This is a genomic window from Lactobacillus psittaci DSM 15354, from assembly GCF_000425905.1.
GTDB classification, from domain to species: domain Bacteria; phylum Bacillota; class Bacilli; order Lactobacillales; family Lactobacillaceae; genus Lactobacillus; species Lactobacillus psittaci.
In genome coordinates, this window is the sequence record NZ_KE384474.1 from 145,234 (window position 1) to 167,518 (window position 22,285).

Here is a 22,285-nt window from a genome sequence, read left to right on the forward strand (position 1 = left end):
GATAGCTATGGAAATTGGGGAAGCATTGAAAATTACACGGAAGAAGTTGAATCTCAGCCAAAGTGAAATGGCGGGAGATATTTTGACTAAGTCTTATTATTCTAAGATAGAGCGTGGGATTCATGAAATTAATGCGCGAGATTTAATTGATATCCTCAATTTGCATGGCATTAGAATTCAGGACTTCTTTGAGGAATTTAATTTTGAAAAAAACACCTTCGGAAAAAGTAACTTTGATAATTTACACAGGTTAGTGGGAAATGCTTATTATCAAAAAGATACTGATGGGCTTTTGAAAGTTATTGATGCAATAGATAAATTCCCAAATAGTCAAAATAATCGGCTGGCTAGGGGGCTTCGAGTCGAAGCAAAACTACTTTATCAAGGATTAAAATATGGTCCAGAAAAGATTGATGACGAAACAATCAGAGAAGTTAAACAGCTGATGTTTAATTCAGATAATTGGGATGAGTTGAGTTTGACTCTGTTGTCAGTTTCGCTTTCGTTTTTTAAGAATGATGAATTAAGCGCAATTATCAAAGCAATAGTAACTAGAAATAAGCCAGATAAGTTAACTTCTAGAAATCGAGAAATAGTATCTTCAATTCTGATTAACTATTTAGCTTATTCATATAATAGAAAAATCACTAAAGGAGCGGCACTTTCTCTGACATTTTCCTGGTTAAGCGAGCTGGATTCATCACCTAAAAATTGTTTGACTAAAATTTATGCTAACTATTTTCAAATGTTACTGTCTGGCAATAAAGAAAAAGCTAATCAAATTCGCCAATTTTTGAATGATAATGGCATGGAAGACTTAACACGCTATTTAGCAAGATAAAAAGTGTCAATTTCGACACTTTTTTATTTTGTTTGAATTACATGATATTATTAATTAAAAATAAGAAAACAAAAACGGAGGGAGAGCCATGATCTACCAAAACTATTCAAAGTTCAAGTTCTTTTGGCTTAACTTTTTTGGCTTAATCTATAGTACCGAAAATATTATTATGGCCTACATGGTCGGTAGCTTAACCAATATGGCTACTAAGAAAGAATTCTCAGCATTGCCTCAGCTATTCATTCAGCTAGTGGTCATCTTAACGGTAGTCTTGATTTCTAATTTAATTTTTAATTATTTGAAGGCTGACGCGATTAAAACTACTAATATTAAGCTTAGGACTAGCGTGCTTAAGGGGATGCTTACTAGTAAACATGAAGATAGTGCGAACTTGGGCTTTTTGACCAATGACTTCAAGCTCCTTGAGACTAATCGCTATGAAGCCGAGATTCAAATCTTGTTCTATTCATATACAGTCGTGCTGGCTCTAGGTTATTCGCTCTACCTCAACTGGATGCTGACACTGGTCTTCTTAGTTGGTGCTAGTCTGCCAGCAGTTGTGTCAAACATCTTCCAAAAGCAAATTCAAACTAGCTCCGTTGCTTGGACTAAGGCCAACGACAAGTACGTTAACCAGACTAAGCACTTGTTAGCTGGGACTGAAGTTTTCAGTTTATTCAATAAAAGAAATGCAGCAGTTGCGCAAAATCGAGTCACTGTTGACAATCTTGAAGATAAGCTTGCCAAGATGAACCTAGCAAAAGATAATACCAATGCTTTCTTGAACATTATTGCAATTGGCGGCACCTTTCTTGTACCGTTTGCAATTGGGGTGGTGCTGGTCATTCAAGGCCAAACAACTCTTGGCGCTTTATTTGCGATTATTCAATTATCGAACTCCTTCGTTAACCCAATCTTACAAATTTTGAGTGAACGGAATAACTTAACAACCACCAAGGATATCGTTGAAAAAATTAAGCAGTTGTCAGCTCAAGGTCAAAAGGTTGAAAAAGCTGCAATTTCTGACTTTAGTAGCTTAGCAGTTAAAGATATTAACTTGAGCCGGCAAGGTAATAAGTTGGCAAACGGGATTAGCTTTACTTTGAATAAAGGTGAAAAGCTTGCCGTCATTGGACCATCAGGTTCAGGAAAGTCGACGCTGCTCCAATTCTTGTTATATGGTGACTTCGGGAGCGCAGATGAAATTAAGCTTGATAACTCGAGTGTGAAAGCTGGCAGCTTCAGCAACTTATTCAGTTACGCTAGTCAAAAGGCTATCATCTTTCCTGAAAGTCTCTGGTTCAATCTGACCTTAGGTGCTGAGCTAGCTGAAAGTGAAGTAAGAGCAGTGTGCGAGCAACTTGACTTAGGTGACTTGGTTCGGGAGAAGGGCTTTGACTATCAGTTAGGTGATAATGCCGATCAGCTCTCAGGTGGGCAACTATCAAGAATTGGCCTTGCGCGGGCGATTTTAGCTAAGCGACCAGTTTTACTATTAGATGAAATTAACGCTTCACTTGATAAGAAGACCGCAGCTGATGTTGAAAATTACTTGCTTAATTCAGACTTGACCTTCATTGAAATTAACCACCACTATGATAGTGAAAGCTTGGCTAAGTATGACCAAGTAGTGGACTTTAGTAAATATATGTAGGAAAAATTTAGAAAGAAAAACGGCCTCAGTCATAGGAACACCTATGTGAGGTCGTTTTTTTGCATAATTATTGGGTTAAACCTTGAGTGTTGTTGACGCGATTGACGTAAGTCTTAACTTGGGCATCTGAGTAGTGTTCAGCAACATAAACAATGATTTGCTTAACGTTAGCTTGACCTAAAATCTTGTATTCAGGCTCAAGCGGATTTTGGCCAACTGACTTGAAAAGTTGAATAGTGTCGCCACTGACAAAGTAACCATAAGAAGCATCTGTTTGTTCAGCAGTAATTGAAAACTTGGATTTTGATTTATCTTTATCGTCAGGGCCACCAGCGACATTGAGGTAGTTAGTCTTGTTACTAGTGGTTAAAATCTGGTTGTAAAAGCTATTTGGCAACTTGCCTGCAGCATATAGTAAGACGAAAGCACCAAATTGATCTGCGTTGATATTTTGTGGATCAAAGGCCTGATGACCACTAACTGTTTGGCTGAGGTTACCGACCTTGTATTTTGCTAAAGCAGCAGTTGCTGGGTCAGTCTTTTTGGCAGCTTTCGAAGTGCTTGAGCTAGCTTTTTGGGTAGACTTGGTTGAAGAATTGGTAGACTTCTTTTCAACCTTGCTAGAACTAATGGTGCTAGATTGATGGGTAACGATGGCTTTTGTAGAGTGAAAAACATACAAAAGTATGCCTACTACAATACCAACAATTAGCCACACTTTTTTATTTTTAGTATTCATATATTCCCTCCATGTGGTTTGAAACTATGATTTTATTATAGCGGAAAAATGCGTGCAGGCAATGTGCAGGGATGGTGGAGAAGTGCGTAGTTGTTGGATATAATTATAGGTATCTAAGCACAAGGAAGCGTAAATATTGGATCAAAATAAAGTTACTGTAGCTGAATTTCTTAATAGTCAAAAAGTTTATCCGACAGGATACTACATTTTAGATACTGCCGGAGAAAAGACTAATCATTTTGCTGATGCGGATAAAGATTACATTGAATATTCATATAATGTTGGTCGATATAATAAGTTAAAAGTAGGCTCTGTCTTTTTATATCGCAGAACAACTTCTACCACTAAAGAAGGAAAATTCAAGTTTGATGGTGGTGGAATAATTTCAGCGATCAGTGAACCAGATAATGAAAAGAATGTAGTTGCTAAAATTACAAATGCCTTTATTTTTGATCATCCAATTATGCAAGGAGATCCTGGATTAGAGCAGATGACGTGGGAAAGCAAGAAGAAAAAAGTGCCCGGAAAATGGAGCCATTTTTGGAATCAGTATGGGATGCAGGAGATTAGTGAAAGAGATTTTCAAAATCTAACTGCAAATCATTTGGTAAAACCACTTGTAAAGGCTTTCTCACCTAAGGCTACATTTTCAGCTGAAACTATTTCTTCAATGATGACACTTACAATTTATCAGATGAATCAGGAGCACCAATTTGTCTGTCATACTGAAAAAATAGCTAATGATCTTAGTTTTGCCAAAAATGAAATTGTAGCTGGTCAACTTGGAAAAGAATTGGTCTATCGCTGGTTATGTAAAAAAGCAGTAGAGACTGGAAGTAAACGACCAGAAATTATAGATGGTAAATCTGCCGGCGATATCAGGTATTTTGATAGGGATGGTAAAAGAAAAATTGTGGTAGTTAAGACGACAATTGCTAGTTATGTGGACAAGTTTTCTTTGAATTCTGTGGAATTGAAATTATTAGCACGAAAACCAGAAGATTTTGAAGTCTTTAGAGTATTTAACTTGGATAGAAATCATTTAGCTTATGCTGATATAGCAATATATCAGAACTTATGTGATAATAAGAATTTTGTTCAGGTGCCAACTAGAGTCAGAGTTGAATTGAATCGAGAAAAGAAGTAGAGAGTTTTAAAGTTATAAAAGGAGGAAAAATATTGAAACGACTGATTGTACTAGGAAATGGTTTTGATATTCATTGCGGATTAAAAAGTTCTTATTCTGATTTTTTCTTGGATAGATTTAAAACATTATTTGGTAAAGGTAAAGAGAATATAAAATCTATTGAAGAATTAGATGATATTTTGTCTAAAAAAAGGGACCAAATATTATTTGTTATCTCAAATGTAAAAAGTAGTCTGAATTTTAATCCACAAGAAAATCATGACAGCGATTATTTTAAACATTATAAAGATAAATATATTTCAAAAGATAGTGATATCACAAGATGGGATTTATTCTTTTTATTTGCTCAAGCTTGTGTAGGTAAGGAAGTAACATCTTATGAATGGCAGGATGTAGAATCAATTATCTTTGAAGTGGTATCAATGGCTTTAAATGAGAAGTATAGTCCTAAGGTATCTTATAAAGATGAAATTACGATTGGCACGCGTTCATTAAGTGGTAGAAAATTATTTAAAGAAATTATTTATTACCTTTCGTATGTAGGGAAAAACACTTCTGAAGAAGTAGCTGCAGAGTTGTTAAGTGAATTAAAAAAATTCGAAGACGTTTTTAGCAAATTTATTTCTAGTCAAATTAATTTAGATTGTGCAGATGACGGATATGTTAAGAATGCGATTGACTTATATGAAAATATTTCTAAGTGCAATAAACGCAATAAAAATGCGTCAGGAGAACGAGTAGATGTATTAAGCTTTAACTACTCATTGGATGAGGAGTTCAAAAATACTTTAGATAGTAAAATAGATGATATGAGATTGAAATCTTGGTCTAATATACATGGAATTGCTCATCATGAAAAGACCCCATATTATCCTGCTCCTGTTTTTGGAATTGATAACCATGATATTGTGTCTCAAGTTGAAGGAAATGACTTTCGAATATCCTTTACTAAAGAGTATAGGGTAATAGAAAATGGAATCAACGAAGTAAGAGCTTCGAACGGATACACAAATACAGATGTGATTTCAATTTATGGGCATTCTTTAGGTGAAGCCGATTATTCGTACTTTGAAGCATTATTTGATGAAAATGATCTTTATTTCTCTAACTGTAAATTGGAATATTATTATTACTCTGGTAAAAGTGAAGCAGAGAAGTTGATAAATCGGCAGATGGCTATTAAAAGTTTGTATAAATTACTTATGAATTATGGAAAAACTTTGAGTGATACACATGGTGCTAATATTGTTACTAAGTTAAATTTAGAAAATAGACTTAGTTTAATTCCAAGTAAATAGCTTCAAGGTGAGTGGGGCGTTTCTTGAAAAGAGAATCATATTGATAATTTAACAAGTTATCAGTCACAAAAAAGTATATTTTAAAATATTGAGATCAAGATTTTCTTATTATGGATATCTTGATCTTTTTATTTGTGATTGTACAAGTAAGATCTGCTATTGCTATAATGATCTTATATTTTGGTGTTTTATAGGAGAAGATAAATGATCAAGGATAATGAAAATTACAATGAGAATGTAAAAGCCAATACTGCATTCTTGAATGAATTAAAAGAAAAATTGCCAGAATTTTTCGGGGGGGGTACGGACCACTTCGACTACGAAAAGTTCAAGCAAGCATTAAAAGAGCATAATGTTGAAGAATTAAAAGATGGATATCAACTCAACTTTATCGGTAAGGACTATGCGCGTCGACAAGCTGGAGAACTGCCAACTAGTGTAATTGTTCCAGATGAAGAACAAAATAATGGTGAGGGGAAAGATAGTAAGAATCTGTTCTTTACAGGAGATAACTTAGAAGTCTTACGTCATTTGCAAGCAAATTATACAGGAAAAATTGACATAATTTATATTGATCCTCCGTATAATACAGGAGGAGATGGCTTTACATATCCAGATGATTTTGAATATTCAGATAGTCAATTGAAAGAAATGTTTGGTTTAGATGAAGATGAAGTTGAACGAATGAAAAGTATTCAAGGAAGTTCAAGTCATTCAGCATGGTTGACATTTATGTATCCTAGAATCTTCTTAGCTAGACATTTATTATCAAATAAAGGGTGTTTCTTTATGAGTATAGATGATAATGAATTATCTAATGCAAAATTAATGATGGATGAAATATTCGGTGAAAAACAATATATCTGCATAGCTCCTAGAAAGACAGGCGCCGGCGCCGCGGCCACTAGATCGGATTCTGAATTACGTAAATTAAATGACTATGTTTTAATTTATTCCAAAAACATTGTTAAATTTAGAAAGAAAGTTGTAGGAGTAAAAGAATATCCACTTTCTGATAAATATGGAGAATATAGGTTGGGACAATTTCAGGCTTCAGGTTCTGATGCAACAAGAATGGCAAGGCCTAATATGTACTATCCTATATATTTAACTAAAGATGGACGCCTTACCATAAGATTTAAGGAAGATGTAATAAAAACTATTTTCCCAAGCCAAGTTAATGGATTAGACGGTAGATGGATGTGGAAACCAGAAAAATTTGAAAAAGATAATGAAAAATTTATTGAGTATGATGGGAGAAATCTAAAAAGGAAAATTTATAAAAATCCTTTAGAAGATCAAACAAAATATCAAGTTGAGAAAGCTTGGTTAGAAAAATATCCAAATAAAAATGGTACAGTTCATTTGGCCGATTTGTTAAAAAAGAAGGGGTTGTTTAGTAATCCAAAACCTGTGGAATTAATTGAATTTCTTTTGAACTTGGTTGATGTAAAATCACCATTAATTTTAGATTTTTTTGCTGGCTCATCAACCACAGCAGAAGCTACATTGAGATTGAATATTGAAGATGGCGAAAATCGCAAATTTATTATGGTACAGTTACCTCAAAAGACTTATAGTTTTAAAAAAAATGGAGAAGAGGTACCAGCTAAAGGGACAGAAGCGGCATATAAAGCAGGCTTCCGCTCAATCGATGAAATTTCTCGTGAACGTATTCGTCGAGCAGCAGCTAAGATTAAAGAAGAAAATGAACTAACCTTATCTAAAGATTTTGATGGAAGCTTCAAGCATTATTATGTTGTAAAGCCACAGCAAAAGACGTTAGATGAGATTAATGACTTTGATCCTAATAATACGGACTTGTTTAACAACATGTTGGACAATTTCTCTAGCAAAAATCTTGATGTTCAAGGAAATGCTAAGGGTGAAGATACAGTTATAACAACTTGGTTAGCTAAAGATGGATATCAATTCGATGCACCTATTAATAAAATAGATCTTGCTGGTTATCAAGGAACAATTGTTGATGAAACTCGCTTATATTTAATTGCACCAAATTGGACTAGTAAAAACACACAAGATCTTCTTAATAAACTTGGTACCAATCAATTAACAATTCAAACAGTTGTGATTTTTGGATATTCATTCAATATTGCAGAGCTAAAAGAGTTAGAAACGGGTTTGAAACAACTCGATTCTAATATAAACTTAGTAAAGAGATATTAAGACTAAGTTTATAGAGGAGATTAGTATGATTAAGGATAATGAGCAATATAATCAAGAAGTAACTCCAACTTCTGCTTTTGAAAAAGAATTAAGAGAAAAGCTACCTGAATTTTTCGGGGGGGGGTACAGCCGGCTTTGATTACGAGAAGTTCAAGTCTGCACTCAGAAGCAACGGTGTTAAAGAATTAAAAGATGGGTATCAGCTCAACTTTATTGGTAAAGATTATGCACGTCGACAAGCTGGGGAATTGCCAACTAGTGTAATTGTTCCAGATGAAAAACAAAACAATGGTGAAGGTAAAGACAGTAAGAATCTGTTCTTTACAGGAGATAACTTAGAAGTTTTACGCCACTTGCAAGCAAACTACACTGGTAAAATTGACGTGATTTATATTGATCCTCCATATAATACAGGGAATGGAGACTTTGTTTATCCAGATAACTTTGATTATACAGATAGTCAACTTAAAGAAATGTTTGGACTAGATGCCGATGAAGTTGAACGAATGAAAAGTATTCAAGGGAGTTCAAGTCATTCAGCATGGTTGACTTTTATGTATCCGAGATTAGTTTTAGCTAAGAAACTTTTAGCAAGTGTAGGTGTTGTTCTTGTATCGATTGACGACAATGAGCAATCAAATCTTTATCAGTTACTTTCAGATATTTTTGGTGAAAGCGAAATTGATACAATGATCTGGAATAAGGAATCTGAAGGAAGTAGTGGTAGCTTAAAAGCTGTAAATCGATTTAAAGGCTCACACGAATATGTATTAATAGCTTATAAATTTAAAGCTGAAACTAAATTTAATCAGATACATGAAGCACTTAAAGGAAGAGAAAAAGAATTAGTTACTGCTAATTTAGCAGTAAATCAAAGTGTGGAAAATAAAAACCATCCTAATTTCTTTACTATAACTAATCCTTCAGGAGATAGTTTTACTAGACAATGGAAATGGAATAAAGAAAAAATTGATGCCCTAATTAATGAAAATTTGATTTATTGGGGAAGTGATGGACATAAACAGCCACGCTTAATAATTCCATTAGATGAAAGACGTACTATATATTTAAATTCCATTTTAAATTATGGAAGTACAACTCAAGGAAGAGTTGATTTTGAAGCCCTTTTTGGTAATGCTTTATTTTCCTACCCTAAACCGGTAGTTTTATTAAAGAAGTTGCTAGAAGCTGTTACTTCAAAAGAATCGATTATCCTCGACTTCTTTGCCGGCTCCTCAACGACAGCCGATGCTGTAATGCAACTTAACGCAGAAGATGGCGGAAATCGTAAGTTCATCATGGTGCAGTTACCAGAAAAGACCTACACTACAAACAAAGATGGCAAAGAAGTTCCAACTAAGGGTGGTAAAGCTGCTTATGATGCGGGCTTCCGTTCAATTGACGAAATTTCCCGTGAACGTATTCGCCGTGCAGCTGTCAAAATTAAAGAAGAAAAAGGATCAGATTTACCTGAAAACTTTGATGGAAGTTTTAAACACTACCGTGTTGTGAAGCCAAATACCCAAACTCTAAAAGAAATCGATGACTTTGATCCAAATGCAATTGACTTGTTTAACAATATGTTAGATAACTTCTCTAGTGAAAAATTAAATCTCCCTGGAAATACTACAGGAGAAGAAACTGTTCTTACTACTTGGCTTGCAGCTGATGGTTATAGCTTTGATGCTGATATAAAAGAACTGAAGATAAATGATTATATTGCTCATATTGTAGAAAATAACCGTCTTTACTTAATTAAAGATGGCTGGACTGCAGAAAATACTAAGACCTTAATCAATTTACTAGGCACTAATCAATTAGCAATTCAATCTATCGTATTATTTGGCTATTCATTCAATATTGCTGAATTACGTGAACTTGAAAATGCGCTTAAACAATTGGATGCAAATGTAAACTTAATCAAGAGGTATTAGAATGAGAATAAAACTTGAAACATTGCCTCATCAAACTCGGGCATTAGAGGCAATTAATAAGAAATTCCCAGGAATTGATAAGTATAGTGATGATCCTGATGCTAACTATATTTATGCAAATCCTTTAATTAAAGGTAGATATCAAGAAAAGAATAATATTGATATAAAAATGGAAACAGGTACTGGTAAAACTTATGTTTATACCAGAATGATGTATGAACTACATAAACAACATGGCTTATTTAAGTTCATTATAGTTGTACCTTCTCCAAGTATTAAGGAAGGTACTCGTAGCTTTATTACTAGTGATTATGCTAAGCAACACTTTTCTGAATTTTATGAAAATACAAGTGTTCAACTTAACGTAATTAATAAGGGGGACTTTAATAGTCGCTCAGGTAGAAAAAATTTCCCTGCTCAATTATCTGAATTTGTAGAAGCAACTAGACAAAATGTTAATCAGATTCAAGTGCTTTTAATTAATGCAGGGATGCTTAATTCTAAGAACATGAAGTCATCTGATTATGACCAAACTTTGCTTGGTGGTGAAACTTGTCCTTTAAAGGCAATTGCGGCTACAAGACCAGTAGTTATAATTGATGAACCTCACCGCTTTCCTAGAGATAAGAAGTTCTACAAAATGATTGAAGAACTCAAGCCACAATGGATTGTTAGATTTGGGGCTACTTTCCCAGAAATTACTGAAGGTAGGGGAAAGAATAAAGTAGTTAAACGGGATTACTATCGTGGTGAACCTCAATTTGATTTGAATGCGATTGATAGTTTCAATCAGGGATTAGTTAAAGGAATTGATATTGACTATCCAGATCTTTCAAAAGAAGAAGCAAGTAATCTTTATAAAGTTAAATCTGCTAAACCACGTGAGTTAACTCTGACTAAGGATGGAAAAGAATATACCATTAAAAATGGTGAAAATTTAGCAGATATTGATCCTGAATTTGCTGGTTCTATTACCTATGAAGGTAGTTCTGATCACTTGCTGTCAAATGGTTTAGCTCTTGAAAAAGATATGAAGTTAATCCCAGGGATATATTCAACTTCTTATCAGGATCAAATTATTACAGAAGCAATTGATAAGCACTTTAAGGCTGAGAAAGCTAACTTTTTAAGACCAAATAATGCACCAAAGATAAAGACACTTTCATTATTCTTTATTGATAGTATCTACAGTTTTAGAGGATCAAAAGATGGCAATGGTAAAGGCTGGTTAGCTGAACATTTTGAAAAGATCTTAACTAAAAAGTTGAAGGATGAAATCGAAGAAGCAGAATTTGCAATTTCTGATCGTGAAAAAGAGTATGCCTCATTTTTGAAAGCAACTTTAAAGAGCCTAAATTCAGATAATCAAGATGTATATGCTGGTTATTTTAGTGAAGATAATGCTAATAGTGATGAAGAGATCCAAAAGCAAGTAGATGATATTCTTAAGAACAAAGAGAAGCTTTTAAGTTTTAAGGATAAAAATGGTAATTGGATTACCAGAAGATTCTTATTCTCTAAATGGACTTTGCGTGAAGGTTGGGATAATCCTAATGTATTCGTAATTGCTAAGTTACGTTCTTCAGGTTCAGAAAATAGTAAGATTCAAGAAGTAGGTCGTGGTTTGCGTTTACCAGTTGATGAAAATGGTCACCGACTTCCACAAGAAGAATGGCAAAGTCGTTTATCTTTCTTAATCAGTTTTGATGAAGAAGAATTCGCCAGTAAATTAGTTGGAGAAATTAACAGCGACGTACGAATTAAAATCGATAAGACTAAACTTACTGATGATATGGTGGATTTAGCAGTTAAGGAAATACAAAAAGATAATCCTGACTATTCTAAGAAAGATTTACTTAACAAACTTGGTAAGCTAGGAGTAATTGACTTCGATCATAATTTTGAAGATAGAGTAACAGTTGATAATGAAGAAATGTCAGGTTATGACGCATTTATGAAACTCTATCCTGCTGTTGAACACAAGACTCATATTGTTGAAGGTACAGTAAGAGATATGAAAGCAGCTAAAATCGATCCAACTAGAATTAAGCTTCGCAAGAGTAATTGGGATATGTTAAAAGATCTTTGGCAACAATTAGCTCGTAGACAAATGATCGTTTACAGCGATGGTATGAATGAGCAAGCCGCTTCAATTGCTAAAGAAGTGTTCAGAAATGATGATAATTTTGTAATTCATTCACGTGAAATCATTCACCAAGAAATTAGATCTGGACAAGATAAAACTAAAGTCGAAATTCGTGATACTCGCCAAGATTATAATTCTGGATATTACACTCTAGCTTATGGTAAATTCCTTAAGCAATTAGCAGTAAGTACTAACTTATCAGTTAATTTGATAAATAACTTGATGATTGATGCTATGGCGCGTTTTAATAATCAAAAGAAATATATCAATGAAAAAACTTTAGCCAACTTAATTAGAGACTTTAACAAGCGATTCAATGAAGTGTTAAAGGAAAACTATCATTATCAAAAGTTAGACTTTTACAGTAATACGTCTATTTACAATTCTCAAAAGCAAGAATTTGTTGATACTGTTCCAGCGACTGCCTTAGGAATTTATTCTGATAATGCGGTTGAAGATGATAAATATTTGTACGATCGTCCACCTCTTCGCTTTGATAGTACTGATCCAGAATTGAAAATTTTAAAGCGTACATATGATGATAAGATCATTGCTTTTGGTAAATTACCTAAGAGTGCAATTAAGATCCCAAGATATGACAAGGGAACTACTACCCCTGACTTTATTTTTGTAATTGAACGAGAAGATGGTCAGAATTCTTATCTTGTAGTAGAAACTAAAGCTGAAAATATGCGTAAAGATGATGAAGTGATTACGTCAATTCAAAAGAATTACTTTGATCAATTAAAGAATAGTAATGTCTACTATAAGATGGCTACAAGTGAAGATGACTTTAGAAATAAACTTCAAGAAGTGGAAGATAGTGAGGAGATTAATTAATGACATCACTGATGCAATTAGTTGAAAGTGGTCAAATTGAAAAAACAGGTGCTAAGCCTAAACTGCCAGTTAAGATAGATGGAATAAATGAAGAAAATTTATATGTATATCGAATTCCGCTAGATTTACTATTTTATAATGATAAAAATGGCCGTATTGCGACAGGGATGCAAAGGCTCGCAATGACTATGGATCCTGTTTCTGATAGAATTGATCCTTCATATAACGATCAAATTGCTGAACTGATTGAAGCTGATAATAAAGCAGCTTTAAAGCAAACCCAAGCATCTATCAAAAAGAATGGTCAAAAGTTATTTGGTTATGTTCTAGATGATGGCCGGATTATTGATGGTAATCGTCGTTTTACAGCACTTAGAAATTTGCAGAAAGAAACTGGCAAGACCTATTATTATGAAGCGGTTATTTTGCCATTTACTTTTGATGCACAAACTGATCGAATTAAGATTAAAAAGCTTGAAATTGCTATTCAAATGGGAATTGAAGAGCGGCAATCTTATAATCCAGTTGACTTAGCACTTGATGTTTATAACACAACTTCTGGTGAAAATAAGATGATGTCAATTGAGGATTATGCTTCTGATGCCAATATGAAAATTAAAGAAGCAAAACAAATCCTTGATGCTGCTATTTATATGCGCAAGTTCTTGGAATTTATAGGTGCAGATCAAAATAACTTCTCAATTATCAAAGATTCTAAGACGTATTCTCTTTTTGTTGAAATGGCTAGAAAACTTGAGAGTGGCAAAATCTTTGGTGATGACTTAGATAGTGAAGTCGAAAAAAATGAAACTATTAGAACTTATTTTGCCTTGATTCTTTATGAAATCAAAGTTGGAGCTACGAGCAATCAAAGTACTCTAGCTTATAAAATGAGAGATTATGTCAAAAAAATTGTTGATTCAGATAAAAATGAAGACTTTAATGACGACATGAGTGATCATGTTGATGACATTGAAGATACTTTAAACGATCAAACAATTAATAATTTGACTGATCTTTCAAATGCAATGAAAGAAGTAAATGATCAATTTGATCAAGTTGGTGAAAAGTTCGATCGGCAATTAAGAGAATCTAACAAGCAAGAAACCGCAGAAGCATTGGTTTCAGATGTTTCAGATGCTGTTTCATTATTGAAAGAACTTGAGCAAAATGGTGGATTGAAGACTAATCTTACTTATAGTCAATTTGATCGTGATCAAATTCAAAAATTGCAGTATAGTATGCGTGATTTAGCAATTTTAGCCAAGAAGTTGTTTGAAAAATATGGTGAAGAATTAGATGAATCCTAAAGTTATCGAAACTGAAACTGGTCAATTTCAATTAGTGGATGATGAAGCTCAAACTTTACAAACAAGAGCTGCACAAAGAGTAATTAAGACATTCGCTCCTTATTTTGAAGATGAAGACGCAATGGTTTTTAAAGCAGAATTAAATTATGTTCAGATGTTAACCTTGATTGATAAACTAAACAAAAAACTCGCCAAGAAAAATCTCCCCTTAGTTGAAACAAGTCAAGATTTCAATGACTTTGTTGATCAGCGTAAATATGCTATTAAAGAGCAACGTGATGCTGGAATTATGATCAAAGACGGCAATCCAAGATGGCAAAAAGAATTCGAAGAGTTTAAGCGAATAGTTGCTAATGAAGTAAGTCGTCCATTAAAGCCAGAACAAGAAAAGGCTAGTTTTTTCTTAAGTGTTATGAAAAGAGCTGCTAATTTTTCTGTTCCTGGTGCGGGCAAGACGGCTATGACCTATGGTGCATTTGCATATCTTTCAAGTCCAGAGAAAAATGAAGTAGACAAAATGCTAGTTGTTTGCCCTTTGAACGCCTTTTATGCTTGGCAAAGTGAATTTAAAGAAGTATTTGGTGATAAGAGACAGCTCAAGGTATTAAACTTCAGAGCCAGTCAATTTGATAACAATTCTGGTGCAATCGAGTTTGCATGGCCAAATATTAATTTGGCAATTATTAATTATGAATCACTTGCCAAAAATAAAGATTTGATCAATCGTTTAGTCGATGAAAAAACTATGTTAGTTTTTGACGAAGTCCATAGAATTAAAGGTGTTCATGGTCAAAGAGCAAAAGCTGCTCTAAACTTGAGCAAGAAGCCATATTATCGTTATGTTTTAACAGGTACACCAATTCCGAATGGTTATCAAGATATATTTAATTTCTTGCATATTATGTATCCAGATGAATATTCATCGTTTTTTGCTTGGAGTTTGAATGATTTAAGTCATATTGATGCCGAATCGGTAAATGAAAAATTAGCTCCATTTTTTTGGCGAACAAATAAAGAGGATCTCGAAGTTCCAAAGCCTGATCCAGATATAATTTATAAAAATGTACCAAGTGAAGATCAAGTGGCACTTGCTGAATCAATTTATGAGCATGAAAATGGAGCTTTGGCTCTTTATATTCGTTTGTTACAGGCATCAACCAATCCAAGCTTATTGAGATATAACATCAATTACCAAGATCTTGGATTAACCGAAGGTGAGTCTAAAGAATGGGATGAAAGTAAGACTAAGATTGAACGACAAAATATCAGTAACGCTGACAATTATCGGAAATTTAAGCTTGAAAAAATGAGCTCTCCGAAATTTGAGAGAGGGATCAAGTTAGTAAAAGAGCTAACATCCCAAGGTAAAAAGGTATTAATCTGGGGGATGTTTGTTGGTACGATGGAAAAGATTACTGATACTTTAAATAAAGCGGGTATCAAATCTATTTTAATTTATGGTGGAACTCCTAAGGAAATGCGGGATGGATTAATTGAGCAATTTAGACATGGTGATGTTCAGGTATTAGTATCTAATCCAAATACTTTAGGAGAATCCATTTCATTGCACCAAACCGTTCACGATGCAATTTATTTTGAATATAATTTCAACTTAACATTTATGTTGCAGTCACGTGATAGAATTAATCGTTTGGGACTTCCAGCAGATCAATATACTAGATATCATTATTTGATGACTGAAGGAGATACTGCTCATGCAAGTTTTATTGATGAAAAAGTGTATGAGCGATTAAAAGAAAAAGAACAAGTCATGATTGATGCGATAGATGGTAAGATGCTTGTTCCTGAATATACTGATGATTATCTCGAAGAAGTTAAGAAGATTGTTATGGATAGATAAATTTAAAATAAAAGGCCAGTTTTTACTGGTCTTTTATTTGAGGTTACGCCCCAAAATGGATTTATGTTATTCCTAGAACTTAAGGTGGTGCTATTAAATGTTTTTATCTGTTTTAAAACTTATTAATGATGTATTTTCTGTTGATTTTATGAACACGCTAGTTAGCATAATTGGAACTTTGTCCATTCCTATAATAATTAGCGCTTGGACTTCATGGGGAATAGATAGTAAAGAAGAATCTAGTTGGATAAGTTTACAAAAAAATAAAATAATGGCCCAGCCCAAACAAATCGTTGCTTTAACCGCTGCTTTTATAATTTCAATTTTCTTTTGTGGATTAATTGGACAAGCAATTGAACAATTCAAGAAAGAAATGATTTCATTATATAAAATAAGGATATTTTTTATTTTAGTGTTTTGCATTAGCTGTATCTGGACGTTTAGATTTCTTTATCTATCTACCTTCCTATTCAAAACTGATATAAGGCCTGATAAGCGTTATGATAAAAAGGGAGTGTATTTGTTAACAAATACAAAAGTTAAGCCGGATAAACAGTTAGAATATTGGATTGTTTTCTTGAAATATGCATCATTAACTAATAGAACAGTTGATAGCGATAATATCTATATTGATAATTTTTATAATATGCTAATTATTGCAAGTAAAAGATTTGCAGAATTGGATGAATATTGGTTTAACTCGTTTGTCTTTCAAATAAGGGCATATTTCGATAAATTACAGTTGAATAAAGGAACAAAGGATTCGCAGATAAATGAAAAGTATCTGTACCTTTGCTTTAAAGAAGAACTAAGGAATCGTACTGCATTAAGTGGTTGGTTTAATTTGCTGAAAATGCAAAAAGATTATATTACGTCATTAAAAACGTCAACAACTATGGATTCATTCTATTTTATGAGAGTGATATCAAAATTAAATAATGAATTGTCAGAGAGTAAGAATAATGAGGGAAAGTTAAAGATACTTTATCGATATTATGTGACCGCACAATTAAATGCTAAAAGTAATTTAGGCTCTGTTGAAGAGTTGAAAATAACATCTAGTGGTTTGAAATCAGATAATAGAAATCTATACTTGCTTTTAGACCTCTTTTTCAAAGAGCTTCAAAATCTTGATGTAATTTCGAATGATAGCGCAATATATAATTTATTCCCAGATTCTAATGCGGTTGTTGTTTTAAAATTGTATCTATTAATGATGAACTTCTTACTTCTACCTGGGGTGACAAGTGATGAAAATCAACATTTGGGAGAACAGTTATTAAGTGCGCCGGATAAATATAAAATAATTTCAACCACTCCTGTAATGGTTGAAGAAAGTAGACTTAAACAGGAGCAGGAAAGAAGAGATATCGAGAGTTTTAAGATTTATGCTTTTTATTTTATTAAAATCGGGTATTATAACCGAATTGTGAAGAGATGTAATTCCTTAATTGAATTATTAAATGATGATCGTTGGGATAATAAATACAGCAATAGAAAATTATATTTATATTTAACCCAAAAGTTTTTAGAAATTTTGAAACAATGTCATCAGGAATCTAAAAGAGAAAATCAAAATAATTAAATTTACACTAATAAAGTGCTCTTGCTAAAATATAGTTACGGATCATGCTTGGTAGCCTACGAGGCGCTGAGCTCTTTACATAAGGAGAATGAAATATTATGAAGTGGCAAAATTTTGAACCTTTATTTCAATATCTTGGTACTTTAGGTTTTTCCTATCTATTAGTAGATTTGTACTATTGGTATAAAGACCATAAAAATAAATAACCATAATCTAGACTTTTCAAACGTCGAGTTTTTCTCGGCGTTTTTCTTTTTGCTATAATAGAAACAGTAATTTCTTTTTTAAGGGGAACAGGTAACTAATGGCTGACACAACTCCAATGATGCAACAATACTATGATATTAAGGCGCAATATCCTGATGCCTTTTTGTTCTACCGCGTTGGTGACTTCTATGAACTGTTTGAAGATGATGCGGTAAAAGGCGCGCAAATCTTAGAATTGACCCTGACCCACCGCTCTAATAAGAGTGAGAATCCGATTCCTATGGCTGGTGTGCCTCACCAAGCAGTGGATTCTTATGTGAATACTTTGGTCGAGAAGGGGTATAAGGTAGCGCTTTGTGAACAACTTGAAGACCCTAAGCAGGCTAAGGGAATGGTTAAGCGTGGAATTATCCAGTTAGTCACTCCCGGAACTATGATGAACGAAGGGCATAATGGTAGCGATAGTAACTATTTGACTTCGGTCTTTTCAACTAAGACTGGTTTTGGGCTAGCTTATTCTGATTTATCCACTGGTGAAATTTACACAACTCACCTTAAGAGTTTTAATGATGTCTTGAATGAGTTATTGTCCTTGCGTACTAAGGAAGTTGTCTATGAAGGAGCCTTGACTGCTAAGGAAAAGGATATCTTAAAAAAGAGCAATATCACTATTTCTCAACCAGTAAAAGCTGAAAAAGAACATGCCGAAGTGTCTTATGCGGTGCAAAAGTTGACTAATCCTGGGGAAAAGAATGCAACTAAGCAGTTAGTTGTGTATTTGTTGTCAACCCAAAAAAGGAGCCTGGCGCACCTTCAAATTGCTCAAAGTTATGAAGTATCACAATATTTGCAAATGTCACATGTGGTGCAAAATAACTTGGAATTAGTTGCTAGTGCTAAGACCGGTAAGAAGATGGGGTCGCTATTTTGGGTGCTAGATAAGACTAATACTGCAATGGGAAGTCGCTTGCTTAAGCAGTGGTTGGCACGGCCACTTTTGAGTAAGGAGGCAATTGTGGCTCGGCAAGATATGGTTCAGGCCTTACTTGATAACTACTTTAGCCGGGAAAATATTAAGGATGCTCTAAAGGGTGTCTATGACTTAGAGCGCTTGATTGGCCGAATTGCCTTCGGGAGTGCAAATGCGCGTGAACTCTTGCAGTTAAGTAACTCACTTGAAGCAATTCCAGTGATTAAGCAGGCTTTGTTTGAAGCAGGCGATGAGACTTTAGCTAAGTTTGCGGATGATATTTTAGACTTGTCTGAAGTAGCCAAGAAGATTCGCAAGACGATTGTTGACGACCCGCCAGTTTTAACTACTGATGGTGGCATTATTCGTGCAGGCGTTGACGAGCAACTTGACCGCTATAAAGATGCGATGAATAACGGTAAGAATTGGGTGGCACAACTTCAAGCTAAAGAGCGTGAAGTTACCGGAATTGAAAACTTGAAGGTGGGCTACAATAAGGTCTTCGGCTACTTTATTCAAGTGTCTAAGGGTAACGTTGCTAAGGTGCCAGAAGGGCGTTATATTCGTAAACAAACTTTAACTAGTTCAGAGCGTTATATCACTCCTGAACTAAAAGAGCATGAAAACTTAATTCTTGAAGCAGAAAATAAGTCAACTGACCTTGAATATCAAATCTTTACCCAGTTAAGAGAATATATCAAGACCTTTATCCCTAAGTTGCAAGCCTTAGCAAATACTGTGGCTAGCTTGGATGTCTTTGCCGGCCTAGCAACAGTAGCTGAAAGCAATAATTACTGCCGGCCAAGTTTTGATACTGACCACCAAGCAATTAAGGTTGTAGCTGGTCGGCACCCAGTAGTTGAAAAGGTCTTAGTTGATGGTGAATATATCCCTAACGATGTTCGCATGGATGAAGCTACTAGTGTCTTCTTGATTACTGGACCTAACATGTCTGGTAAGAGTACTTACATGCGGCAGATGGCGCTGATTGCTATCATGGCTCAGATTGGTTCATTTGTCCCAGCTCAAGAAGCTAAATTGCCAATCTTTGATCAGATTTTTACCAGAATTGGGGCAGCTGATGACCTAATTAGTGGGCAGTCAACCTTCATGGTAGAAATGAGCGAAGCTAATGATGCTTTGCAACATGCCACTAAGCGCTCACTCGTCTTATTTGATGAAATTGGCCGCGGAACTGCGACTTACGATGGGATGGCGTTAGCTGGGGCAATTGTTAAGTACTTGCATGACAAGATTGGCGCTAAGACCTTATTTGCAACCCACTACCATGAATTAACTGATATGGATAAGACACTGGACCATTTGAAGAATATCCACGTGGGTGCCACTGAAGAAAATGGCAAGTTGATTTTCTTACATAAGATTTTGCCAGGCCCAGCTGATCAATCATACGGTATTCACGTTGCCCAACTTGCGGGTTTGCCAACGCGGGTCTTAACTGAAGCTAGCAAGATGCTTAAGCGACTAGAAGCTCAAGGAGCTAGTGCGGTTGAGCCAGCAAGTTTGCAACTGGATTTGTTTAGTCCAAGTCAAGCAGATGAAGCAAGTGAAGCTGCTGAGACTAGCAGTTTAACTAAGGCCCAAGAGCAAGTCTTAGATGAATTAAACAGTCTATATTTAGCTGACAAGACACCACTAGAAATCATGCAACTAGTCAATAATTGGCAACAAGATTTGAAGGATGAAAATTAATGGCTAAAATTCATGAACTATCAGAAAATTTAACCAACCAGATTGCTGCTGGTGAGGTAATTGAACGGCCTGCAAGTGTGGTCAAAGAATTAGTTGAAAACGCAATTGATGCCGGCAGTAGTCAAATTGAAGTTGAATTTTTTGATGCGGGTTTAAAGAAAATTGTGGTCTCTGACAATGGTAGCGGGATTGCAGCTGATGAGCTTGACTTAGCCTTTAAGCGGCATGCAACTAGCAAAATTGCCACTGAACGTGACTTGTTTAAGATTGCGACCCTGGGTTTTCGCGGGGAAGCCTTAGCTTCGATTGTGGCAGTTTCACACACTGAGGTTGTTACTAGTAGTGACGGTATCAGTGCCGTGAAGGCTGAATTTGCCGGTGGGCAAAAATTAAGTAGTGAGACTAGCGCTGGTACTAAGGGGACCAAGATTAGCGTTAGTGACCTCTTTTACAACACGCCAGCGCGCTTGAAATACCTTAAGAGTCCGCGAACTGAAACGATGAAGATTGTGGATATTGTTAACCGGATTGCATTAGGGCACAGCGATATCAGTTTCACCTTAAAAAATGAAGGTAAGATTTTACTCAAGACTGTTGGCAATGGCAATTTACGCCAAGATTTAGCCAATATTTATGGTCGCTTCATTGCCCAAGACATGTTAGAAGTTAAGCAGGCTGATCCTGATTTTACCTTAACTGGATTAATTTCTAAGCCAGAGACAACTCGGTCTAGTCGCAACTTTATTTCGATTTTACTTAATGGCCGCTATATTAAAAACTTTCAGCTAAACAAGGCCATCTTAGCCGGCTACGGTAGTAAAATTGCAACCGGACGGTATCCAATTGTGGTTTTAGAAATTAAACTTGATCCGCTATTAGTTGATGTCAACGTCCACCCAACTAAAGAGCAGGTCCGCCTGTCAAAAGAAAAAGAACTCAGCCGTTTGATTACAACAGCAATTAGTTCAACTTTAACTAGTGAGCAGACCAGTCTTTCGGGCCTAGATAATTTAACCAAGAAGCCAGATTTACAAGCTCAATTAGCCTTTAACTTAGGCAAAAATGTCGTTGACACCAGTCGCTCTTACCAAAAAGAGACGCCAGCTCCGAAGATTGCTGAAAGTAGCAGTCAATATGTTAACTTAAATGAGGTGCGCGAAGACAGCCGGTACGTTTTGACCGCTAGTTGGGACCAAAATGTTGCTGCGCAAGCTAAGCTAACGCCATTTGGCCAGGATCAGGCCAAGCAAGATGTGATTAGTGCAGGGGATGAAGCACTAGCGCACTCCTTGCCAAACTTGACCTATTTTGGGCATAATAGTAGCTATATTTTTGCTGGTAGTGAAGGCGACTTATATTTAGTTGACCAATTAGCTGCTCAGCGTAGTGTGCTCTTTAATGAAGTGCTAACTGAAATGGAGGCGCAAGACAAGTACTCACAGACCTTGCTGACGCCACTAGTTTTAGACTTTGGTAGTAGCGACTTTTTGAAGCTGAAGGATCAAGCTGATACTTTAGCTAAGCTTGGCATCAAGCTCGAAGTCTTTGGCCAAAATAGTTTTATCCTGGCAGCATATCCCCTTTGGATGCAAGTCCAAAATGAAAATACCTTGCGGACCATTTTGGATGAATTTTTAAATAGCAAGGATTTAGCTGATTTGAAATTTAACTTGGCTAAAGCCGAAGTGAAGCGGCGAACCAGAAAAGCGCCGAAGTTAGCAGCAGCAGCTTGCCAGGACTTATTAGAGCAATTAGGTCAACTGGCCGACCCATTTCATGATCCATTTGGTCAGGTTACGCTAGTTAAGTTCACCCAGACAGAATTAAATCGAATGTTTAAAAAAGGCGAATAA

Annotated in this window: 13 protein-coding genes; 12 read left to right on the top strand and 1 reads right to left on the bottom strand. The window is 35.1% G+C overall.

Annotated features, from left to right (window positions below):
• The first annotated feature begins 7 nt into the window (after window positions 1-7).
• The gene (locus H628_RS0106890; RefSeq protein ID WP_027825805.1) at window positions 8-841 is read left to right on the top strand and encodes a helix-turn-helix domain-containing protein; all 834 of its coding nucleotides are present in this window, start codon (window positions 8-10) and stop codon (window positions 839-841) included.
• A gap of 88 nt (window positions 842-929) precedes the next feature.
• Window positions 930-2,495 carry an ATP-binding cassette domain-containing protein gene (locus tag H628_RS0106895; protein WP_027825806.1) on the top strand — a complete coding sequence of 522 codons (1,566 nt, stop codon included), beginning with the start codon at window positions 930-932 and terminating at the stop codon, window positions 2,493-2,495.
• A gap of 67 nt (window positions 2,496-2,562) precedes the next feature.
• On the opposite strand, the gene H628_RS0106900 is transcribed toward H628_RS0106895, so the two are convergent.
• A complete protein-coding gene (locus H628_RS0106900) occupies window positions 2,563-3,234 on the bottom strand; it encodes a hypothetical protein (protein ID WP_027825807.1) in 672 nt (223 codons plus the stop codon).
• A gap of 136 nt (window positions 3,235-3,370) precedes the next feature.
• Here H628_RS0106900 and H628_RS0106905 point away from each other — a divergent pair, with 136 nt between their 5' ends.
• The 10 genes from H628_RS0106905 (at window position 3,371) to mutL (ending at window position 22,285) form a co-directional block, all read left to right on the top strand.
• Window positions 3,371-4,381, top strand: a complete 1,011-nt coding sequence (locus tag H628_RS0106905) for a protein NO VEIN domain-containing protein (RefSeq protein ID WP_027825808.1) — start codon at window positions 3,371-3,373, stop codon at window positions 4,379-4,381.
• Window positions 4,382-4,413: 32 nt separating this feature from the next.
• Window positions 4,414-5,679 carry an AbiH family protein gene (locus tag H628_RS0106910; RefSeq protein ID WP_027825809.1) on the top strand — a complete coding sequence of 422 codons (1,266 nt, stop codon included), beginning with the start codon at window positions 4,414-4,416 and terminating at the stop codon, window positions 5,677-5,679.
• A 204-nt stretch (window positions 5,680-5,883) separates the two neighbouring features.
• Window positions 5,884-7,866, top strand: coding sequence for a site-specific DNA-methyltransferase (locus H628_RS0106915; protein WP_027825810.1), 1,983 nt, complete (start codon window positions 5,884-5,886; stop codon window positions 7,864-7,866).
• Window positions 7,867-8,114: 248 nt separating this feature from the next.
• Window positions 8,115-9,800 (top strand): site-specific DNA-methyltransferase, encoded by a 1,686-nt coding sequence (locus H628_RS0106925; protein WP_027825811.1) that lies wholly within the window; start codon window positions 8,115-8,117, stop codon window positions 9,798-9,800.
• A 1-nt stretch (window position 9,801) separates the two neighbouring features.
• Window positions 9,802-12,786 (top strand): type III restriction-modification system endonuclease, encoded by a 2,985-nt coding sequence (locus H628_RS0106930; protein WP_027825812.1) that lies wholly within the window; start codon window positions 9,802-9,804, stop codon window positions 12,784-12,786.
• Window positions 12,786-14,096, top strand: a complete 1,311-nt coding sequence (locus H628_RS0106935) for a ParB N-terminal domain-containing protein (RefSeq protein ID WP_027825813.1) — start codon at window positions 12,786-12,788, stop codon at window positions 14,094-14,096. Before H628_RS0106930 ends, H628_RS0106935 begins: the two co-directional genes overlap by 1 nt.
• Window positions 14,086-15,957, top strand: coding sequence for a DEAD/DEAH box helicase (locus tag H628_RS0106940; RefSeq protein WP_027825814.1), 1,872 nt, complete (start codon window positions 14,086-14,088; stop codon window positions 15,955-15,957). The genes H628_RS0106935 and H628_RS0106940 overlap by 11 nt, the downstream gene beginning before the upstream one ends.
• 97 nt (window positions 15,958-16,054) lie before the next feature.
• Entirely contained in the window at window positions 16,055-17,542 is a 1,488-nt protein-coding gene (locus H628_RS0106945; protein ID WP_027825815.1) for a hypothetical protein, read from the top strand.
• A gap of 322 nt (window positions 17,543-17,864) precedes the next feature.
• A complete protein-coding gene (gene mutS / locus H628_RS0106955; protein WP_201780425.1) occupies window positions 17,865-20,432 on the top strand; it encodes a DNA mismatch repair protein MutS in 2,568 nt (855 codons plus the stop codon).
• Window positions 20,432-22,285, top strand: a complete 1,854-nt coding sequence (gene mutL, locus H628_RS0106960; RefSeq protein ID WP_027825817.1) for a DNA mismatch repair endonuclease MutL — start codon at window positions 20,432-20,434, stop codon at window positions 22,283-22,285. The genes mutS and mutL overlap by 1 nt, the downstream gene beginning before the upstream one ends.